Source organism: Actinospineispora spinosispora DSM 44797 (genome assembly GCF_000429025.1).
Lineage (GTDB): Bacteria > Actinomycetota > Actinomycetes > Mycobacteriales > Pseudonocardiaceae > Pseudonocardia > Pseudonocardia spinosispora.
On record NZ_KE386833.1, the window covers coordinates 329,920 to 350,163 of the forward strand.

Annotated in this window: 20 protein-coding genes and 1 tRNA gene; 10 read left to right on the top strand and 11 right to left on the bottom strand. The window is 67.7% G+C overall.

Annotated elements, in window-relative coordinates; genetic code table 11:
- The first annotated feature begins 42 nt into the window (after positions 1-42).
- The 4 genes from G406_RS49765 (at position 43) to G406_RS0125195 (ending at position 3,703) form a co-directional block, all read left to right on the top strand.
- Positions 43-825 (top strand): MerR family transcriptional regulator, encoded by a 783-nt coding sequence (locus tag G406_RS49765; RefSeq protein WP_051342665.1) that lies wholly within the window; start codon positions 43-45, stop codon positions 823-825.
- A 132-nt stretch (positions 826-957) separates the two neighbouring features.
- Complete coding sequence (locus tag G406_RS0125185; protein WP_028935896.1) at positions 958-1,686, top strand: hypothetical protein; 729 nt, start codon at positions 958-960, stop codon at positions 1,684-1,686.
- A gap of 426 nt (positions 1,687-2,112) precedes the next feature.
- Positions 2,113-3,306: a GNAT family N-acetyltransferase gene (locus G406_RS0125190; RefSeq protein ID WP_028935897.1), complete on the top strand. Its 1,194-nt coding sequence runs from the start codon at positions 2,113-2,115 to the stop codon at positions 3,304-3,306.
- 73 nt (positions 3,307-3,379) lie between these two features.
- Positions 3,380-3,703, top strand: coding sequence for a hypothetical protein (locus G406_RS0125195; RefSeq protein WP_028935898.1), 324 nt, complete (start codon positions 3,380-3,382; stop codon positions 3,701-3,703).
- Between the two features lie 32 nt (positions 3,704-3,735).
- Here G406_RS0125195 and G406_RS0125200 read toward each other — a convergent pair whose 3' ends face one another.
- The 5 genes from G406_RS0125200 to G406_RS59050 form a co-directional block, all read right to left on the bottom strand.
- Positions 3,736-4,554 (bottom strand): alpha/beta fold hydrolase, encoded by an 819-nt coding sequence (locus G406_RS0125200; protein ID WP_028935899.1) that lies wholly within the window; start codon positions 4,552-4,554, stop codon positions 3,736-3,738.
- Between the two features lie 27 nt (positions 4,555-4,581).
- Positions 4,582-5,571 carry a GTP 3',8-cyclase MoaA gene (gene moaA / locus G406_RS0125205; RefSeq protein WP_028935900.1) on the bottom strand — a complete coding sequence of 330 codons (990 nt, stop codon included), beginning with the start codon at positions 5,569-5,571 and terminating at the stop codon, positions 4,582-4,584.
- Positions 5,568-7,766, bottom strand: coding sequence for a molybdopterin-dependent oxidoreductase (locus G406_RS49770; protein ID WP_051342666.1), 2,199 nt, complete (start codon positions 7,764-7,766; stop codon positions 5,568-5,570). Before G406_RS49770 ends, moaA begins: the two co-directional genes overlap by 4 nt.
- A 14-nt stretch (positions 7,767-7,780) precedes the next feature.
- Positions 7,781-8,050 carry a 4Fe-4S dicluster domain-containing protein gene (locus G406_RS0125215; RefSeq protein WP_028935901.1) on the bottom strand — a complete coding sequence of 90 codons (270 nt, stop codon included), beginning with the start codon at positions 8,048-8,050 and terminating at the stop codon, positions 7,781-7,783.
- Between the two features lie 120 nt (positions 8,051-8,170).
- The gene (locus G406_RS59050; protein WP_028935902.1) at positions 8,171-9,358 is read right to left on the bottom strand and encodes a LuxR C-terminal-related transcriptional regulator; all 1,188 of its coding nucleotides are present in this window, start codon (positions 9,356-9,358) and stop codon (positions 8,171-8,173) included.
- Positions 9,359-9,658: 300 nt separating this feature from the next.
- Between G406_RS59050 and G406_RS0125225 the strand changes: the two genes are divergently transcribed.
- Both G406_RS0125225 and G406_RS0125230 read left to right on the top strand, forming a co-directional pair.
- Complete coding sequence (locus tag G406_RS0125225; RefSeq protein WP_037078805.1) at positions 9,659-10,150, top strand: DinB family protein; 492 nt, start codon at positions 9,659-9,661, stop codon at positions 10,148-10,150.
- 494 nt (positions 10,151-10,644) lie between these two features.
- Positions 10,645-11,679, top strand: a complete 1,035-nt coding sequence (locus tag G406_RS0125230) for a hypothetical protein (RefSeq protein ID WP_028935904.1) — start codon at positions 10,645-10,647, stop codon at positions 11,677-11,679.
- Positions 11,680-11,685: 6 nt separating this feature from the next.
- Here the strand turns inward: G406_RS0125230 and G406_RS0125235 are convergent, their stop codons facing one another.
- The 3 genes from G406_RS0125235 to G406_RS0125245 all read right to left on the bottom strand — a co-directional run bounded on the left by G406_RS0125235 (position 11,686) and on the right by G406_RS0125245 (position 14,213).
- Entirely contained in the window at positions 11,686-12,534 is an 849-nt protein-coding gene (locus tag G406_RS0125235; RefSeq protein WP_028935905.1) for an alpha/beta fold hydrolase, read from the bottom strand.
- A gap of 11 nt (positions 12,535-12,545) precedes the next feature.
- Positions 12,546-13,490, bottom strand: a complete 945-nt coding sequence (locus tag G406_RS49780) for an alpha/beta hydrolase (protein WP_051342667.1) — start codon at positions 13,488-13,490, stop codon at positions 12,546-12,548.
- Positions 13,491-13,583: 93 nt separating this feature from the next.
- On the bottom strand, positions 13,584-14,213 hold the full coding sequence (locus G406_RS0125245; protein ID WP_028935906.1) for a TetR/AcrR family transcriptional regulator: 630 nt from the start codon (positions 14,211-14,213) through the stop codon (positions 13,584-13,586).
- Between the two features lie 122 nt (positions 14,214-14,335).
- On the opposite strand from G406_RS0125245, the gene G406_RS0125250 reads away from it, so the two are divergent.
- Entirely contained in the window at positions 14,336-14,575 is a 240-nt protein-coding gene (locus G406_RS0125250) for a hypothetical protein (RefSeq protein WP_028935907.1), read from the top strand.
- A gap of 127 nt (positions 14,576-14,702) precedes the next feature.
- Positions 14,703-15,971, top strand: coding sequence for an ABC transporter permease (locus G406_RS0125255; protein WP_028935908.1), 1,269 nt, complete (start codon positions 14,703-14,705; stop codon positions 15,969-15,971).
- Positions 15,972-15,977: 6 nt separating this feature from the next.
- Here the strand turns inward: G406_RS0125255 and G406_RS0125260 are convergent, their stop codons facing one another.
- The 3 genes from G406_RS0125260 to G406_RS0125270 form a co-directional block, all read right to left on the bottom strand.
- Positions 15,978-16,904, bottom strand: a complete 927-nt coding sequence (locus G406_RS0125260) for an AEC family transporter (protein ID WP_028935909.1) — start codon at positions 16,902-16,904, stop codon at positions 15,978-15,980.
- 114 nt (positions 16,905-17,018) lie between these two features.
- Positions 17,019-17,942, bottom strand: coding sequence for an aminoglycoside phosphotransferase family protein (locus G406_RS0125265; protein ID WP_028935910.1), 924 nt, complete (start codon positions 17,940-17,942; stop codon positions 17,019-17,021).
- A 47-nt stretch (positions 17,943-17,989) separates the two neighbouring features.
- Positions 17,990-18,063 (bottom strand) — tRNA-Leu (locus G406_RS0125270).
- Positions 18,064-18,177: 114 nt separating this feature from the next.
- On the opposite strand from G406_RS0125270, the gene G406_RS0125275 reads away from it, so the two are divergent.
- Both G406_RS0125275 and G406_RS0125280 read left to right on the top strand, forming a co-directional pair.
- On the top strand, positions 18,178-18,816 hold the full coding sequence (locus G406_RS0125275; protein ID WP_028935911.1) for an ANTAR domain-containing response regulator: 639 nt from the start codon (positions 18,178-18,180) through the stop codon (positions 18,814-18,816).
- Between the two features lie 234 nt (positions 18,817-19,050).
- Complete coding sequence (locus G406_RS0125280) at positions 19,051-20,223, top strand: branched-chain amino acid ABC transporter substrate-binding protein (RefSeq protein WP_028935912.1); 1,173 nt, start codon at positions 19,051-19,053, stop codon at positions 20,221-20,223.
- Positions 20,224-20,244: the final 21 nt, after the last annotated feature.

Consider the following 20,244-nt stretch of genomic DNA (forward strand, 5'->3'; position numbering starts at 1 on the left):
GATGTCACATAGCAAGGAGGTGTAGGTGATAAGCTGTGTCACATGGCAACCGAGCTTGATGGTGTCGAGTGGCAGACGATCGACGAACTGGCCAGGACGAGCGGCGTCACGGTGCGCAACATCCGGGCATACCAGGCGCGGGGTCTGCTACCTCCGCCGCAGGTCAAGGCGCGTACCGGGTACTACCGGCCTGGGCACGAGGCGCGGCTGGAGCTGATCAAGGAGCTGCAGGGCGAGGGCGTCAAGCTCGACACGATCAAGAAGCTGCTGGACACGACCGGCGGGTCGACCGAGCAGGTCGTGCACTTCATCCGGACCGTGCGGGAGCTGTTCGCTCCGGAGGACCGGCAGATCGTGCACGCCGAAGAACTCGGGGAGCGCTTCGGCAAGGACGACGGCAGCCTGCTGAAGCGCGCGCAGAAGATGGACCTGCTGCGCGACGTCGGCGACGACCAGTACGAGGAGATCAGCCCACAACTGATGGGCGTTGCGCAGTCCATGGTCGGCATGGGGATTCCGCTGACCCGCTCGCTCGACGTGGTCGAGCAGCTACGCAAGCACGCCGACGGCATCGCCAAGATCTACGTCGAGCTGTTCCTCGGTGAGGTGTGGCGGCCTTTCGACGACTCCGGTCGCCCCGAGGACCAGTGGCCGAAGCTCTACCAGACCATCGAGGAGCTGCGCGAGGTGTCCGTCCAGGCGATGCTGGCCGTGCTGCGTCTCGCGGTCGCGGAGCGCGTGGACGTCACCTTCGGGCGCGACATCGTGCGCAATGTGCGTACCAGTAGTTCCGCACCGAAGACGCAGCAGGAACCGTCGGAATGAATTGTCGATCAGTTCAGAATTCAGTGGCTCTTGGAGCCCGAGCTTTTACTTGATCCACCGCTCGACTTATGACCACCACTGCTGCTGTGTGAGCTCTTTGATCCACTCGAGCTCTTCGATCCGCTGGACTTCTTGCTCGAATGTGAGGAGGACCGGCTGGATTTCTCGGAGCTCGAGTCCTTGCTCGACGACGACCTGCGGTCGGATCGGCTCGAGCTCCTGCTGCTGGAGTCCTTCGAGGACGACCGCTGCTGGGAGCTGCGCTCCTTCGAACCCTGGCCGGAACTCCGGCCGGCGGCCAGTGTCGAGGACTTGGCGCCGCTGTCGGCGGATGACTTGCTCGCGCCGCGCTCCGAGGTGCTCCCGGAGTCCACGCTCTTCGCCGTGCCCGAGGCCAGAGTCCTGGTGTTGTCCGACGACGAGTTCGGCGAGTCGGTGACCGAGCCGTCCCGCTTGTCCGTGCCGCTCGATCTCGGGGAGCCGTCGGAGCTTTCCGAGCGCTGGCGTGGGGCGCCCGTGCTCGCGGCCGGGGAGCTGTGCTGCTCGGCCGGCCTGCTTGTCGAGCTGCCCCGATCTGCTGCCGACGACCCGTGCTGGGGCGTGACATCCGAGGTGGAAGGCCTGGTGGGAGCGTCGGCCGGGCGAAGCGCCTGCTCGGCGGGAGCGGTGACGATGCGACCCTGGGCCAGCACGTCGTGGGTGACCTGGGTGTGGCCGACGGTGTTGGCCAGCTCCTGGACGGCGGCCGCGACCGGGTCGGTGGTGGCGTGCCCGCCGAGTGCCGCGGCACCCGCCAGCGAGCCGACCGTGAGTACGGCACCGGTCGCGCTGGCCAGCCGCAGGCGCGGAGCACTGGAGTAGCGGACCACTTCGCGGAGGTGTCGAGGGCCGTCGCTGTCGGATGCCGTCAGGTGGCCCTCCCGGCTCAGCAGCGCCGCGACGGTGACCCCGTTGCGCAGCGTCGGTGCGACCATGGCACGAGAATGTGGCGAGACGGCCGGCCGCCCGAGTATCTCGGCGAGGGTCGTGATCGCACCAAGAGGGTGATCACTGCGCGAACCATTCAGAGCTACCAATTTAGTGACCTCTAATGGGGGAGCCGGGCCAAAATGTCATCGGAGAGTAGCAATATCTCACTGTTATAGCAGTAAGGTTAAGGTCCGTCTTCACCTGAAGAGCGCAATGCGGTCTGCATGCACAGACGCGGATACCGCCTATCAGTGGCATATTTCGGACGCTCCGAAACCCGGTCGACGGGCTCCGGCGCGCGGAGCACACTCATGATCCATGGAACCGGTACTCCGTCGTGCGACCCACGACGACCTGCCAGCCGTGGGCACGGCCGATGCACGTGCGTTCGGCCTTAACTACACCGACCAGGCCCTGGAAGACTTCCGGCCGCTGTTCGAACCCGAGCGGTTCGTACTGGCCACCGACCCGGCCATCAAGGCGGTCGTCGGCGTGGCGGGCTCGTTCTCCCTGGAGGTGACGCTGCCCGGCGGTGCGTCGGTGCCGACGCAGGGACTCACCTGGGTCTCGGTCGCGACGACCCACCGCCGGCAGGGAGTCCTGCGGTGGATGCTCACCGACATGCACCAGGGCTTCGTCGAGGAGGGCCTCGCACTGTCGTTGCTGATGGCCAGCGAGGGCGGCATCTATGGCCGGTTCGGCTACGGACAGGCCAGCCGCGCGCGCAGTGTGACGATCGATCGGCGCCTGGCGCGGGTCCGGCCCGACGCCCGCGGCCGGGGCGGGGTTCGGTTCGTCGACTCCGACGAGGCCCGTGCGCTGGCCCCCGATGTGCACCGGCGCTGGGTCGCCACCACTCCCGGTGCCCTCCACCGCGACGACCGGTGGTGGGACTTCCTGCTCCTCGACCGGGAGGCCGACCGGGAAGGCGGCTCGGCGTTGTTCTTCCTGCTGCACACCGATGGCTACGTGGCCTACCGAATCCAGCACTCCGACAACTCCTGCAGAGTCGAGGACTTCTTCGCGGTGACCGACGAAGCGCATGCCGCGCTGTGGCACACGCTGCTCGGCCTGGACCTGGTGCACACGGTCACCTCGGTCGCGTGCTCACTCGACGACCCGCTCCCGTTCCTGCTGGAGGACCCGCGCCAGGTGCGCACCACCGGGGTCGTGGACGGCCTGTGGGCTCGGATCCTCGATGTCGGTGCCGCTCTGTCGGCGCGCCCGTACGCCACCGACATCGACGTGGTCCTGGACGTCGCCGACCCGCTCCCGGGGCTCGGCGGCCGGTACCGGCTGCGCGGTGGCCCGGAGGGTGCGAGCTGTGAGCGGGTGACGACCGAACCGGACGTCCGAGTCGACATCGCGTCCCTGAGCACGCTGCTGTTCGGCGCACACCGGGCACGCACGCTGGCCCGCGCCGGGCTCGTCGTGGCCGAGCCGTCGGTGGTCAATCGGGTCGACCTGGCGTTCGCGGGTGAACGGGAGGCCCGTCACGGCACCGATTTCTGACCGTGCATAACCATTCGGCCACCGGGGTAGGCGAGTGGTTGCCGATGCACGTTGTCGAACGAGGAGCGCAGCGATGCCGCAACAGGCCTGGAGTGACAAGCGGGAGCGACAGTACGAGCACGTCAAGGAGTCCGCGAAGAAGCGGGGCACCGGTGAGGACCGCGCGGAGGAGATCGCCGCGCGGACGGTGAACAAGAATCGCGCGCAGCAGGGTGAGTCGACGGAAGCGAGCAGGACCTCGACCGAGGACGTCTCCCCGCAGCACCGAGGTGGCAAGCGATCCCACTCCGGCTCCGGCGGCCGCACCAAGGAACAGCTCTACGAGGACGCGAAACGCCAGGGGGTGAAGGGCCGTTCCACCATGTCCAAGGCCCAGCTGGAGAAAGCGGTGAGCTGAACCCCCGCGCGTCCCCGGCTCGCGGGCTCGGGTCAGAGCTGCGCGATGAAGTCCGTCAGGGTCCGGTTGAAGCGTTCGGACTCCTCCCAGAACGGCGCGTGGCCGCTGTCCTCGAACACCGCCGTCTCGGTCGTCGGGATCTCCTTCGCCATGAACTCCCAGATCGGCGTGGGATAGACCTGGCTGCGCGCGCCGTGCGCGAGCAGCACCGGTACGTCGATGCGCGGCAGCAGCGGGCGCCAGTCCTGCGGGGCGAAGGACGACCACAGCGCCAGCGCGGTCAGGTCCGGCACCGCCAGCGACTCGTCGCTCCACCATTCGACGGTGCCCGGTTCGGGCACGGAGCCGGCGGCGAACATCGCCGGGACGAACGTGCTCCAAAGGCCGCACCGGTCGTCCAGGAGCTGCCGGGACATCGCCAGCGCGGCGAGCGGATCGAGATCGCCGAACGCCGCGTGCTCCCAGGTGTCGTCGGCGAGCAGGCACGGCGTCATGTCGATCTCGGCGATCCCGGCCAACCGGTCGGAGCCGAACCGGTCGAGGTAGTTGTAGACGACCGTGGCACCCATCGACCAGCCGGCAAGCACCACGTCCCGCAGGCCCAGCTCGGTGAGCAGCGCGCGGAGATCCTGTGCGAGCTGCCCCATGGTCGGCGCGAGCCGGCCGGCCTCCGACCGACCGTGACCGCGCAGGTCCACGGTGACCACCTGATGACGAGCCGCGAGGGCGTCGATGTTCCGGTCGAAGAACCGGCCGTTCATGGTCCACCCGTGCAGCAGGACGAGTGGCTGTCCCGATCCGGTCGACCGGTAGTGCAGGCGCGCTCCGTCGGGAGCGATGACACAGGGCACGATTTACTCCGCTCCTCTGTGGCGGCGTCAGCCGCCGATGGCCGACATGGTTCGGGGTGGCTGGATGAACCCGGGTTCGTTGATGCGGTGCTTCAGCTCTTTGCGCCACACCGCCGCCCGCACCAGCTCGACGATGTCCTCGTCGGACGACCCGTCGCGCAACGGGGTGCGCAGGTCCGTCTCGGTCAGGGAGAACAGGCAGGTGCGAAGCTTGCCGTCCGAGGTGATCCGAATGCGGTCGCAGTCGGAGCAGAACGGCCGGGACACCGGCTCGATGAGCCCGATCTTTCCCTGAGCACCCACCACCCGGAACGTGCGGGCGGTCGCCGAGGCCGGACGTTGCTCCTCGACCAGCTCGTAGCGGGTTCGCACGATGCTCAGCAGTTCGTGGCCCGGCACGAACTGCGACCGTGACCAGGAATGGTCGGCGTCGAGCGGCATGAACTCGATGAACCGGATCTCGAACCCGGTGTCCTTCGCCAGCTCGACGAAGTCGAAGATCTCGTGTTCGGTGATGTCCCGCAGAGCGACCACGTTGATCTTGATCGGGCCTGGGGTCACCTGGGCGAGCGCCACGAGGCCGTCACGCACGTGGTGCAGCGCGTTGCGTCGGGTCAGCGTGCTGAAACGGGTCGGATCGAGCGAGTCGAGCGAGACGTTGAACCGGTCCACGCCGGCGTCGACGAGCGCGGCGGCCTGACGCCGCAGGAGCGTCCCGTTGGTGGTGATCGAGACCTCGCCGACGCCCGTCCCGGTCTTGAGCTCCCGCACCAGGTCCGGCACACCCTTGCGCAGCAACGGCTCGCCGCCGGTCAAGCGCAGCGAGCGCACCCCGAGTGGGGTCAGCAGCGAGACGAGCCGAACGATCTCCGCGTAGGTCAGCTGGTCGGTCCGGCTCAGCCAGGGCAGTCCCTCGGCCGGCATGCAGTAGCGGCACCGCAGGTTGCAGCGATCGGTGATCGACACCCGCAGGTCGTGCAGCGACCGCCCGTGCCCGTCCCTGAGCTGATCGGTCATCGCCTGGCCTCACGAAGCGTCTCCACGAGCGTGTCCGCGTCCAGGGTCCGGACCACACTCACCGCGGTGTCCACACCGTTGACGTGGCCGTTGCCGGAGAGCTGGTCGTGGGTCTCGCGCGTGCTGGTGGTCAGCAGGTTGTAGTTGGCGCCACCGGCGGCGTTGGCGAGCCGCCAGCCGCCGTTGTGACCCCAGCCCTGCGGGAGGCCGATGTTGCCTGCCGCCATCTCGTCGCTCACCAGCGCCTCGACCTCGATCTCACCGTCGGCGCTGCGAATCGCGACCATGTCGCCGCTGCTGATGCCCGCCGCCTCTGCGTCCGCCGGGTTGATCCGGAGCCGCTGGCGGCGATCGCCGGACATCAGCTTCTCGACGTTCAGCAGATAGGTGTTGCAGGTTCGCAGCTCGCGCACGCTGACCAGGCGCAGCGGCAGGTCGCCGTTGACCGATCGAGCGGTGTGGCGGACGAGCTCGTCGTGCATCTTCGGCTGTTCGAGATGAACCCGCTTGTCGGGCGTGTACAGCTTCTCCTGCAGGACCTCGGTCGGCAGCTCGTCCTCCAGGACCACACCCTGCGGGTTCTGCCAGACCTTCTCCCGGTTCCAGCCGTCGGGGCGCTGGCCGAACAGGTCACCGCGCGGGCTGATCCGTAGGAACAGGTCGAAGGTCTGCTGAGGGGTGAGCCGCAGACCGGTCCGGCCGAGCTCTCGGATGAGCGGGAACGGCGAAGGCACCAGGCCGAGGCGTTCACAGATCTGGTCGACGACCCACCATTCCTCCCGGCAGCCGGGCGGCGGTTCGACCGCCTTGTCCGCCCACAGCGCGAACGGTTTGATCGTGTGGCCCGAGTTGAGCCAGGGGAGACAGTCACGTTCGATCCCGAGGACTCCGGGGAGCAGGTAGTGGGCGTAACCGGCGGTCTCGGTCTGCTGGACGTCGAGGGTGACCAGCAGTTCGAGCTGCTGAAGTGCGCGGCCGAGCTCGCCGGAGCCCGGTACGCTCATCGCGGGGTTTCCGGCGTTCACGATCAGCGCCTTCAGCTGGCCCTTGCCCGGTGTGGTGATCTCCCTGGCCATGCTGACCGCGGGCGCGGTGCCGAGCACCTCGGGGAAGCCGTCGACCCGGGTCCGCCACGTGTCGTAGGTCGCGGCACCCGCGAGGTGGGTGATCAGCTGCAGGTCGATGAACTCCTCACCGAAGACGTAACCGCCGACCCGGTCGAGGTTGCCGGTAACGATGTTGAGCGCGTCCATCAGGTACTTCGCCAGGGTTCCCGCGCTGCCCAGGGAGATGCCGCACCGGCCGTAGGCGACGGCCCGGGGGGTGGTGGCGAAGTCATGCGCGAGAGCGCGCACGGTCTCGGCCGGAATCCCCGTCCGGTGTTCGGTCGACTCCGGGGTGTGCGCGCGGACCATCTCCCGGATGAACCGGCCGCCGTCGGTGGTCTGCCGCTCCAGCGCGTCCTGGTCGGCCAAGCCGTCCGCGAAGATCGTCTGCAGCAGCGACGCCATGAGCAGGACGTCCTCGTCGGCGCGGATCGGGAGCCACTCGAACGCGGCCGCCGTCTCGGAGCGGCGCGGGTCGATCACCACGACCCGGCCGCCTCGCCGCGCCACCCCGGTGAAGTGGTCGCGGGCTCTCGGCGCGGTCAGCATCGACGAGTGCGAGATGAGCGGGTTCGCGCCGAACATGAGCAGGAAGTCGGTCCGGTCGATGTCCGGGATGGGATTGATCAGCGGATGCCCGTAGAGCATCGACCCGACGACCCAGTAGTTGTTGATGTCGACCGAGGACGACGTGTAGTTGTGCGGTGAGCCCAGCGCGGCGCACATCCCGGCGTCCCAGAAGAAGCCGCTGTAGTTGTCCAGGAGCGCGTGCCCGCCGAAGAGGCCGATGCTGTCGCCGCCGTCGCGGTCGATGATGGTGCGCAGCCGGTCGGCGATGTCGTCGAGCGCGTCATCCCAGCCGACCGGGACCAGGTTGCCCGACGGGAGCCGCTTGAGCGGCTCCACGATTCGGTCGGGGTCGGAGGCGATACTCGGGTACGCGATCCCCTTGGGACAGGCGAACCCCTTCGACAACGGCGAGTTCTTGTCCGGCCGGACCTTGACTGCCTTACCGTCCTCGACGGTGACGACGATTCCGCACTGGCCTTCGCAGATGCCGCAATAGGTGATCTTCTCCTGGGCTGGCATGATGCTCCTTGCGGTCAAGAATTGTCGGCGGCGTAGTACTCGGCTGCCTTCGTCTCGAAATGACTCAGTTCCTCGGGCAGCTCGTCGTAAGCGAAGATCGCGTCGACCGGGCACTCGTGCACGCAGGCGTCGCAGTCGATGCATTCGTTCGGGTTGATGAACAGATGCTCGATCTCGGCGAACCCGGGCTCATCCGGCGTGGGATGGATGCAATCGACCGGACAGACGGCCGCGCAGCTGCCGTCCTTCTGTCCGATACAGGCTTCGGTAATCACGTAGGCCACGATTCGGAAATCCTCCAGAGAGCGGTCGGTCTCGGATGACCGGCGGCGTGAAGGAAAGGCTATTCAGTGGCGAAATGCACCGATACTCTCGTCAGCGATAATCGATTACCTCGTTCGAGGTCATCGGCCGGGGGAGTGGGGGTGCCCGTCGAACCGGGTGAACCAGGCGGCGGCCTCGGCCCGGTTGCCCACGCGCAGCTTGCGGAAGATGCGTTTGACGTGTGACTTGACCGTGCCCTCGGAGAGCACGAGACGTCGTGCGATGGCCGCGTTGGTCGCACCACCGGCCAGCAGGGCCAGCACTTCGCGTTCCCGACCGCTCAACGGGCTGTCGGCGTACGGCGGGTCGCCGGCCTCGGGCCCGGGTGACGCCGGCGCGGATGACCCCATCCGGATGTCGCCGTCGGAGAACTCCCTGATGAGGTCCTCGCTGGCGCGCAGCAAGGCCCTGGCCCGATCCCGCTGCGCATACAGCCGATCGACCAGCAGTGCCTTCTCGAGCAGCGAGCCCAGTGTCGCCGCGAACGCCCCCAGTGAATCGCGGTCGACCACGTCGACCCGGCGTCCGCTGAAATGCATGTCGCCGTGGACGGTGCCGATCGCCACCCCACCCGAGACGATCGGCGCCGATGCGTAGCTGAAGGATTGGGTGTTGGTGACGATCGGGTGGTTGGCCTTCGGGTCGTCGCGCGGGTCGAGCACCAGTCCCGCGGTGCGCCTGCGCAGCACCTCGCTCTCGAAGCGGCCCCGGTCGAGTGCGATCGGATGTGCCCTGGCGAAGTCCCGCGCGTCGCAGGCCCAGGCCTCGTGCCCCCGGAAGTAGGCGGCCTGCGCGGCGAGATGTGTCTCGTCGAGCCGGAAGATGAGAATCCGGTCGAAGTTGCACGTGTCGCACGCGTCCATCGCCGCCCGGTGGAGGAGCTTCTCGACACCGGCCGAGTCACCCACCGAGGGGGACAGCTGCTGGAGCATGCCCAGCGCGCGCAGTCGTTGCGAGAAGACATGCTTCTGGTACTGGTTGTTCAAGGCCAGGAGCTCGAACGCCAGGCGCGTCATCTCTGCGTAGTCGGCCGCCTCCAACCCCGTCGAGGAAGCAAGGCGTTCCTGCAGCTGCTCGACGGTCTCCTCGAGGCACACGTCGATGCTGTCGAGCGGTTGGGCGGGAGACGGCGCAACGGCGTCGACGTAGGCACGGGCCTGGTCGAGCGCGGCCCGGATCCTGCGTTCGAAGACGGTGTCGGCGCGCCGCTGTGCTTCGAACTCGGCGCTGGTCGTGTCGCGGGTTACCGGCGCGAACGAGGTGGCCATGTCCTTCACCTCCCGCCGACGGCGCTGGGCAGCCACTGTAGAGCGGGCGGGGGTAGGACGGCTACCGCTGGTGTCCGTTCGAGGGCATGGATTACCTCCTACGACTCACCGGTGTCCCCGGGCCGCCCGGCGAGGTCGGCTCAGCTGGCCCGGTGCCGCTCCCCGGTAACCCGCACGGCCGTGGGCGAGATGTTTGTCCGGCAGGTCGGTCATGATGAACGATCCTGGCGAGGGGAACCCGGCCGGGAACTATCACCGTCCACGGGCACGATGGTCACCGTGAGCATTCCCGAACGCACCATGCCCCCGCTGGACGCCGACGAGCGCACCTGTCTGGCGAGCTGGCTCGACTTCTATCGGGCGACCCTCGTCGGCAAGTGCGATGGCCTGGCTGACGACCAGCTGCGGGCGGAGTCGGCCACGCCGTCGTCCATGACGTTGCTCGGTCTGCTCCAGCACATGGCGGAGGTCGAGCGGAACTGGTTCCGCCGGGTGCTGGCACAGGAGGATGCGCCGCCGATCTACACCCCGGGACCGAAGCGGTCGCCGCACGACGGCGGGTTCGACCTCGACGAGGGCTCGTCGTACGACCGCGCGCTGCGGGTGTGGGGCGAAGAGGTCGACGTGGCCAGGCGGAACTGCGCGGATCGCGCGATCGATGCCTCGGTCGCGTTCATGGGTGGCCAGGTGACCCTGCGCTGGATCTACACGCACATGATCGGTGAGTACGCCCGCCACTGCGGCCACGCGGACCTGCTCCGCGAGCGCATCGACGGCAGCACCGGGGTCTGACGCCGTCACCATTCTCTGACACCAATATAATATATATGCTGCGTGGAGTGAAGATGTGTTGCCATGTTGCGGGAAGATTCTGACCGCTTGTGAAAATTAAGACCCTTATCAGTGCTCTGTAATTTCTGAGTGTTTTACTAAGGTTCAAACGTACTGTCAGGTATATTCGGCCGTGATGAGCTTTGTCTGGAGTGGCCGATCGGGTGAATTGTAGTCGCATGTGAGTGACGCTATTGCCTCAAAGTGAACCTTGTTCGATACTGGGTAAGGTAGCTCCTCTCCGCTGGCGGCCAGTGCGATGAGGAGCGAATTTGGGAACGTGAAGTCTATGGCCGGGATAAGAGCTGATGCGTGCGTATGGCTGCCGCTGTAGATGCGAGAATCGTTTTGGGAGAAGCTGTGATGTTTCACGCTTTTGCGGTGCCCATTAATCGAAGAGAGATTAGTGTCAGTGCGAACTTACCTCGCACCTCATTGAGAGGGGTGTCTGGTTCGTGAACGTTCAGGTGAAGGCTCGCTCGCCGCAGGAACACGCGCTCGATTACGTTCGCCGCTCCTCGGCGGGGTATGCGCTGCCGCCCACGTTGCTGTCCTTCGACACACATTTCCGGCAGGTGATCGCGCCTGGTAGAGCGCGCGCCGAGATTCAGCGCGTCTGTGGCGTGGATGTCGGCTTCGATCTCGCCGACGACAGCTTATCGGCGATGCTCGCGCTGACCCTGTTACCCGCGCACTCGGGCAACCGGGACCTGATCTCCCTGCTGTACCAGCAGGTCAAACAATCTCGGCGCGGATACCGCTTTCGCGTTTTTCCGAAGGCGCCGGTCTCTGCCGCCGGAACCGACTGCACAGCGATCGCGGTCACCGGGATGCATCGGCACCAGCTGCTGGTCGATCAGCAGGCCGACATGTTCGCCAGTGAGCTGCTGCTCGCCTCGACGGTATGGGACGCGGAAGTCGGCCCACACGCGGGCGTGATGCCGGTGTACTGGGACGACGAGCCCGACTCCGACAGACCGCTGCGTGAACGCAGGCACGACGCGGTCATCGGCGCCAACGCGCTGTACGCCATTCACCTCGCCAAGGGGCACACCGCGGACATCGTGCCCACCCTCGACTACCTCACCGAGCACCTCACCTCCCGCGCGTACCTGTCCGGCACCCGCCACTACCCGTCGCCGGACGCGTTCCTGTGCGCCGCCGCCGAGCTCTGTGCCGCCTGCGAGCGGTGTGACGACAAGCTCGGCGGTCTGGTGCGGCGCGCGTTGACGGAGCGGATGTCGGACCGAGGGGTGTGCTTCGCCGCGATCGACATGGCGTTGCGCATCATCGCGGCCGACCTTCTCGGCATCCAGACCAGGCAGCCGCAGCGGCGTGAGGCGCTCGCGGCTCTTCAGGACCGCGACGGCTCGTGGCCGGCGTGCCCGTACTACCGGATGGGCCGGATTCCGCTGTACTTCGGTTCTCGTTCCCTCACCACCCTGTTCGCCCTCCGCGCCCTGGAACCCGGCGGAGCCGACCAGCCCTGAGGCGCCTCATGTTCTCGCGGACGCCGTGACGAACTCCCGGATGAGCGCGGCCAGCGTGCGGGGCTGGTCCAGCGGGATGAGCGTGTAGCTGTCCTCGACCTCGACCAGCCGTCCTCCGGGCAGGAGGTCGGCGAGGCGGCGCCCGTGTGCCGGCGGCATGACCCGGTCCTCGCGGGCCCAGACGACCAGCGCCGGCTGTTCGAAGCCCGGAAGGTCGGCCGCGACATCCAGCAGGAAGCGGGTGTTCGTGGCCGCCGCTCGTAACATGCGGACGGCGTCGCGGCGGACGCCGGGCAACCTCATGGCCGGTCTCACCCAGCGGGCAGTCGCGGCGTCACCTCGTCTGGTCAGCCAGCCGAAAGCCAACGGGAGCCGGCGCGCCGCCCGTAGCCGCATCTGCTGCATGAACAGCCCGAACAGGACGGGCGGAAGCTTGCCGCTGAGCAGGAGCGTCCTGCCGGTCAGCCCCGGCGGGAAGTTGTCGAACGCGTCGCAGGACACGAGGACGACCCGGCCGACGCGGCTGGTGTCACCGCACATGAGCAGCTGGACGAGCGCACCGCCGGTGTCGTTGCCGACCAGCGTGACGTTGCGCAGATCGAGACGGTCGACGAGCTCGGTGACGAGCCGTGCCACACCGGGCAAGGACAGGTCCGCCTCCGGGCGTACCGCTCTGGCATGTGCACCGAGTGGCAGCGTGGGTACCACGCAGCGGTGACCGTCGGCCAGCTCGCCGACGACGTCGTCCCACAGGGAGGCATCCATGAGCAACCCGTGCACCAGCACGAGGACCGGGCCGTCGCCGCCGGTGTCCCGGTAGTCGATCGTGCCGGCGGACAGCTCGATCTGTGCCATGGTCGCGCGCCTCAGCGGGCCGTGTCGGCGGGCGCGGGGCGGTCAGCGGCACGCCGGCCGAGCAGGTGCCGGTTCAGGAAGGACACCTCGGCCTCGACGGTCCGTTCGTGCCCACCGAGGAAGGGCTCGTAGTGCCCGCCTGCGAGATGAACGACCTCACCGTGCGGCGCACTGTTCGCCGCGCGGACCGCCGGCCCGGGTGGCGCCGTCTGATCCTGGTCGCACACGACCACCAGCAACGGGACGTGGATGCGCGACGCGTCCCGCCCCGGCCGGTAGAAGCCGAGTAGCAGTGCCGAGCGGGCGGCGACCCTCTGCTCCCAGTCCGGGTACCGGTTGCCGGGGTTGAGGGTCGGGGGACCGTCGAGGCCGTCGGGAGTGGTGAGCATCGCGACCGTGCCCGGCCTGTCGATGAGCGGCACGAGCAGCGGGCGGCGCCCGACGAGGCTGCCGAGGGCGTCGAGGATCGCCCGCCAGGTGAAGCGAAGCATGGCCGACGTCGTCTGGTGCTCCGACGCGTTGCGTAGGCCTACCGGTCCGTCCGCGAGCGGCGCCTGTGCGATGACGGCCGCCACCGTGGGGTTGTCCGCCGCGGCCCGGAGGATGTGACCACCGGATGCGGAGAAACCCCAGAGCGCGATCTTGGCCGGATCGACGTCCGCGAGCGTGGCGGCGTGTGCGATCGCCGCGTGCCAGTCGGCGATCTGCTTCTTGATCGGAAGTACCAGCCGGGGCTCGCCCGCGCTCTCGCCCACCCCCCGGTAGTCGAAGGCCAGCACGGCGAAACCGGCAGCCTGGAACCGGGCGGCGAACACGTCCGTCGCGGGCTCCTTGGTCACCGCGAACCCGCCGGCCATGATCACGCAGGCACCGTTGGTTCCCGGGTAGTGCCAAGCGACGCATTCGGTTCCGGCGCTGATGAAATGGACTTTCTGGCGTTGCAGGGACAGGGACATGACGGCCTCCGCGTGGGTTCAGGTTCCTCTACGAAGAGAAGTGAACCACGCGGTTCGCAAACTGTCCACGAGTCGCGGTGTGCTGTGAGCGAACTACTCCTCGGCCGCCTCCTCGCGGTCGAGCGCACGCATCAACGCCTCGAACCCGGCGCTGACCGCTTCCGGGTCCCCGGTCGTCCGGACGTCGATCAAGAACCCGCGCAACACCCCGAGCACCATCTCGGCGACCTCGAGCTTGCGGCGCTCGGCCCATCCCTCGGGGCACAGGGACTCGAGGATCGGCAGGTACTGCCTCGACGCCCCCGCGCCGAAGTCCGCGTAACGGACGGGGTCGAACACGGCCAGGCCGATCGCCTGGTCGAGCACCCTGGCCTCGGTGCCGGTGAGCGCCGGCCAGAGGGCGCGCACCCGCGCGGACAGTGTGCGGCGGGCAGGTTCTTCCGCCGCGGCGGCGAGGGCCTTGTCGGTGCGTCGGTCGCGCAGCTGCTGGATCGCCTGCTTGAGCAGGTCGTCAGCGCCGTCGAAGTGGTAGAGGAGGACCTTGTGGGTCGCGCCGGCTGCCTTGGCGGCGCGACGGAGCGAGAAGTCCACCAGCCCGTTGACGGCGAGGTCGTCCGTCACACGGTCCAGCAGCTCCCGTCGCCGCGCCTCGCCGCGCGGTGACCCGGCCGATCGTCGGTATCCCGCTCGCTGCTGTGTGTCCTGCTCCCTGTCGGCGTCCACCGCGACAGCATCGCGCTGTGCGCCACGCGTCCGTACGCCGCCCCCGGGGGAAGGCTCTCAGGAATTCGATTTCTTGCTGAGTGAAATCAGTGTCTCGATTCGAACTCGTGAGAAGGTGAGGTATGCGAGGTGCCTCGACTCTTGTTTTGTCGGTGATCTTCGGAATGCTGGGTGCCGGCCTGATCGGAGTCGGCAGGCAGGGCGTCCGGCTGTACTCCGAGCGGTGGCGGGAGAATACGGACGAGGCACGGCGGCGTCTGATGCTGCGTATCGGTAGTGTCTCGTGTATCGCGGGCGGTGTCATGTTGATGCTGGTCATGGGGCTGGTTCTCATTGATATGACGCTGGCTGGGGCGATCTGAGACGGAACTGTGCGCGGGCTGTGCGTTTCCTCGGTAATGAATTCTCTCAGATGTTTGCCAGTGTCGTTTCGGTAATCTATTCCTGTTGACTCGTGTTCGTGGCGGGGCTTGACCTGAAGGCGGAGCCATGTCTCCTCGCGATGTTCTGGCTATTGCACTGCGCGCGTTGCAGTCGCACAAGATGCGATCGTCGCTGACGATGCTCGGGTTGGTCATCGGAGTCGCGGCGGTCATTCTGCTGACCGCGTTCGGCGACGGCGTCGGTGACTCGGTGAACGCGGCGATCGCGCCGGTCGCCAACAGCACGACGATCGTGCCGAAACTGTCCCCGATCCCGGGCGGCCCCTCGGCCAAGCCGCTGACCGACGCCGACGAGCAGGCGATCGCCCAGCTTCCCGGTGTCTCGCAGCTGGTGCCCACTGTGACCGGCGCGACCGTCGGGGCGGCCGGGCAGAAGGCGGTCGCCGTGACGGCCTCGACCCCGGACGCCAACTTCACCTCAGCGTCCGTCATCGGCACCACCTACAACTTCCTGGCGGCCAACCAGAAGACGGTCGCCGTCGGGTCGTTCTTCGACCAGGCCCAGGACAGGGCCGGTGCCAAGGTCGCGGTCCTGGGGCCGCTGATCGCCCAGGCGCTCTACGGGCCGGACCCGAGCGCCGCGCTGAACAAGACCCTGCGGCTCAACCACGTGTTGTTCACCGTCATCGGGGTGATGCCGTCCTACGGCAAGGCGGGTGACAACGTCGTGGTGATGCCGATGGGTGCCGCGCGGTCAGGGGTGTTCGGCTACGGCTACGGCGGCGACGAGGTCAGCTCGATCGTCGTGAAGTCGACGTCCACCGGAGCGGTGAAGCAGGTCGAAGCGGAGATCACCCAGCTGATGGACCAGCGCCACAACATCACCGACCCGAGGTACGAGGACTTCCAGGTCCAGGACCTCGGTTCCCGGCTCACGACGTTCACCCAGCTGATCCAGCTGATCACCAACTTCGTACCCGCGATCGCCGCGATCTCACTACTCGTCGGCGGCATCGGTGTCCTCAACATCATGCTGGTCTCGGTCACCGACCGGACCCGCGAGATCGGCACCCGCAAAGCGGTCGGCGCGAGCGACTCGGCGATCCTGAGCCAGTTCGTCCTGGAAGCGGTCACCCTCGCCGGCTTCGGCGGCATGATCGGGGTCGGGTTCGGCGTGGGACTCATCATGCTGACCAAGGCGCTGTTGCCGCTGCTCCCCAAGACCGGGTTCCTCAGCTCCTTCGACCCGGTGCTCGCGGTCGCGCCGATCGCGGTCGCGTTTGTCATCAGCCTGGCCATCGGCCTCATCGCCGGCGGCTATCCGGCGTGGCGAGCCGCGCGCCTCGAACCCATCGAAGCGCTGCGCTACGAGTAGGACCCCTCAGGCGAGGAGTAGGACCGAGGCGAAGAGCACCGGCGCGCTGAGCACGGTCGTGGTCAACGCGGCGTCGCGGCCGAGCACAACGCCCTGGTCGAACCGCACGGCGTAGCCGAACACGTTCTGAGCGGTGGGCAGCGCCGCGCACACCACGACCACGAGCAGCTCGTGGGCCTCGAGATGCAGCAATGTGCCGAGCAGCAGCGCCAGTCCCGGATGCACGACGTTCTTCAGTAGCAGAACAGTGGTCAGCAGCGGGGCGCTCTCGCCGGCTCCTGGCCGGGCCGCACCGCGCAGCGACATGCCGAACGCGAGCAGCATCGCGGGCACCGCGAGGTCCGCGATGAGCGTCACCGGCGCCATCAACGGTTCGGGCGGGACCACGCCCAGCGCCGAGACGACCAGCCCGGCGGCGGTCGAGACCGCGATCGGGTTGCGCAACGGCGCCGTGAGCGTCCGCGACAACGGTGGTCTGGCACCGTTGGAGTGCTCCGAGGCCACGTCCAGAACCGTCGTGAAGACCGGGGTGAGCACGGCCAGCTGGAACAGCAGCACCGGAGCCATCGCGCTGGCACTGCCCAGTGCGTAGCTGGCGATCGGGAGGCCGAGGTTACCCGCGTTGACGTATCCGCTGGCCATCGCGCCGACCGCGGTCTCGCCGGTCGGTCGGCGCAGCGCCAGTCCCACCGGCACGTAGAGCAGACACGCCAAGGTGCTCGTCACGGCGGTGACCAGCAGATTCGTCGAGAACACCGCGCCGATGTCCGCGCGGGCCAGTGTGGTGAACAGCAACGCGGGCGTCGCGACGAAGAACGCGGCGCGAGAGAGGACCTGCACCGCCGTCGGACCCAGGACCCCGGCCCGCTCGACGAGATACCCGACGGCGATGACGGCGCCGATGACGATGAACCCCTCGACGATGCCGTTCACTCTGGTACGGCGCGACGCTCGGGATCCTGCACACCGGCTACTGTGCCAGGTTGCTGCCCAGCGCCCGATTCTTCCCGCGCCGAGATCACCACCGCGTAACGCGGCGATGATCAATCAGGATTGCGTCGTGGCGGTGAGGCGTCGCAGAGATGCTTCGGCGGGTGGGCCCCAGGTCGGTTTGCCGCCGGGGCGACCGTGGACGCCGGCATGCCCGATGAGGAGACCGGCGAAGGCCCGCAGCACCGCATGGCCCCGAGCGCGGCGGACGGTCGAGGCGTCCGCGATGGGCCGGTAGGCATGGTGGAAGCGGTCGACGGCGTCGTCCGGCAGCAGGATCCAGGCGGCGGCGAGGTCGAAAGCCGGATCGCCCGCGAAGAGGTCACCGAAGTCAATTACGCCGCAGAGTGTGCCGTCCGAGGTCAACACGTTGGCCGGGTGCAGGTCACCGTGCAGCCACAGCGCCGGGCCGGTCCATTCGGGTGCGGTGACGGCGTCTTCCCAGACGGCTTGGACGGCCTCCGGGTCGTGGATCAGGCCCAGCTCGGTGAGCTCGGTGAGCTGCATGGTGAAGAGCTCGGCGCTCCCGGCGAGTGGCCCACCTCGGCCGCGACCGACGGGCGCGGTGTCGGGGGCGGGCTGGTGCAGCGCGGTGAGGAAGGTGGCCAAGCCGTCGGCCGCGGCCGAGCCGAGGGTGGCGGGAGCGCGGTCGGCGGGAGTCCCCGGTACCCAGGTGGTGACGATCCAGGGATGTGGGAACCGGTCGGAGGGCTCACCGAGCCGGCGTGGAACGGGGACCGGCAGCGGAAGGCGCGGGGCGAGGGCTGGCATCCACGTGTACTCCTTGACGAGCAGAGCCCCGGAGGACTGCATCGCCCACGGCAGCCGGACGGCAAGATCGTCGCCGAGCCGCCACATCTGGTTGTCCCAGCCACGCGCGCCGAGGGTCACAGGGCGCTCGGCGAGGTCGGGATGCTGGTCACACAGCAGGTTCCGGACCAGCTCGGCGGTGATCTTGAACTCTGACCCCAGCGTGGTCACCGGATCGCATTCCTTGGTCCCGTACGTGCTCTGACCTGGTGATCCTGTGCCCCCGGTGCGACTCGAACGCACACTGGACGGATTTTGAGTCCGCTGCCTCTGCCGATTGGGCTACGGGGGCCGGTGATGACACCTTCGATGACAGTGGTGTTAACCACCGTCGGGATCACGTCATGCGGCAACTCTATCCCGGTAGTCTTGGCAGCTCGGTCCCGACCCACCCTAGGAGAATCCCGTGACCAAGGCTGCCGCTCCCCGGCAACCCAAGGCCGATGCGTCCCCCGTGACGCACCGCGTGCTGATCGCCGAGGACGAGGCCCTGATCCGCCTGGACCTTGCCGAGATGCTCCGCGAAGAGGGCTACGAGGTCGTCGCCGAGGCCGCTGACGGTGAGGCCGCCGTCGAGCTCGCCCGCGAACTCAAGCCGAGCCTCGTCATCATGGACATCAAGATGCCCAAGGTGGACGGCATCAGCGCCGCGGGCACGATCGTCGAAGAACGGATCGCGCCGGTCGTCATGCTCACCGCGTTCAGCCAGCGCGAGCTGATCGAGCAGGCTCGGGACGCGGGTGCGATGGCGTACCTGGTGAAGCCGTTCGCGCGGCACGAGCTCGTGCCCGCCATCGAGCTGTCGGTCAGCCGGTTCGCCGAGCTGCAGGCGCTCGAGGACGAGGTGGCCACCCTCACCGACCGGTTGGAGACGCGCAAGGTCGTCGACCGGGCGAAGGGTCTGCTGATGACCAACAACGGCATGACCGAGCCCGAGGCGTTCCGCTGGATCCAGCGCACCGCGATGGACCGACGGAGCACGATGCGTGCCGTCGCCGACGCGATCGTGAACGGTCTCGCAGCGCCATCAACCACTTCGTCGTAATCCGTTAGGCCAAGCAGACCTCCCTCGTTCGGCCTAACGGCCGACGACGGTCAGTGATCAGTTGCTGACACACGGCATGATCTTGTTGCGTTCTGGTGAAGTCCGAGGGCCCGGGATATCGCTATTGCTCGGGTTCCAATACGGTGCACTTCGTTCACGAATGGGTGAGCGAGGTTCGACGGTTCTCGGGGGGCCGTTGCCCGATTTGCTCGGACAGCATCAGGAGGCCCAAGGATGAGTCGGAAGCGGACGGCGGTTCTCGCCGTCGCGGTTCTCGCCGGAGCAGTCGCGTTATCGGCATGTGGTGGTGGAGGCGGCGCCAGTGGTGGCGCGGCCGGCGACACCCTGAAGATCGGATTTCTCGGTGACCTCACCGGTCAGAACTCCGGTCTCGGGATTCCGCCGCGCAACGGCGCGAAGATGGCGTTCGACGAGTACAACGCCACGAACCCCCCGAAGAAGATCGAGCTGGTCGAGTACGACAGTCAGGGCACACCCGACCAGGCGGTTCCGCTGATCAACCGGGCCATCACCGAGGACAAGATCGTCGGGCTGGTCGGTCCGACCTTCTCCGGTGAGTCCAAGGCGGCCGACCCGGTGCTGGAACAGGCCAAGATTCCGAACATCTCGGCGTCCGCGACCAACCCGGGCCTCGGGCAGAACGGATGGAAGTTCTTCCACCGGGTACTGGCCACCGACGCGTTCCAGGGCCCGGCCGTCGCCGATTTCCTGATCAGGGCGAAAAGCCCGAAGTCCGCCTTCGTGATCAGCGATGACCAGGAGTACAGCGTCGGTCTCGCGGACGCGGTCTTCGACCAGTTCAAGGCGAAGGGCACGCCGGTCGACAGGGACCAGTTCGCCCAGACCGCCTCGGACTACTCGTCGTCGGTCGCCAAGATCAAGGCGGACAACCCGGATGTGATCTTCTTCGGCGGCTACTACGCCCAGGGCGGCCGGCTGCTCAAGCAGATCCGCGACGCGGGCATCACCGCGACGTTCGTCAGTGCCGACGGCAGCCTGGACGTGGGCCTGATCAATGGTGCCGGTGCCGCCGCCGCCGAGGGCGCCGTGGTGGCCTGCCCGTGCGCCGTGCCCGGCGCCAGTTCGGTGCAGGGCGCGCTGAAGACGTACTACGAGCACTACAAGGCCAAGTACGGCATCGACCCCGCCGTGTACTCGACCGAGGGCTACGACGCGGCGACCGCGTTCATCAAGGCGATCCAGGCCGGCAACACCACGCCGGAAACGATCAACACCTTCCTCGCCACGCTGAGCTTCCAAGGCGTCGCCAAGCCGATCAAGTTCCAGCCGAACGGCGACGTCGAGGGGGTGGACATCTTCATCCACCAGGTGAAGAACGGGAAGCTGGAGCTGTTGGGTCCCTCCACCGAAGCGAAACTAGGCTGATCGAAGCCGACGGGAGCCGGG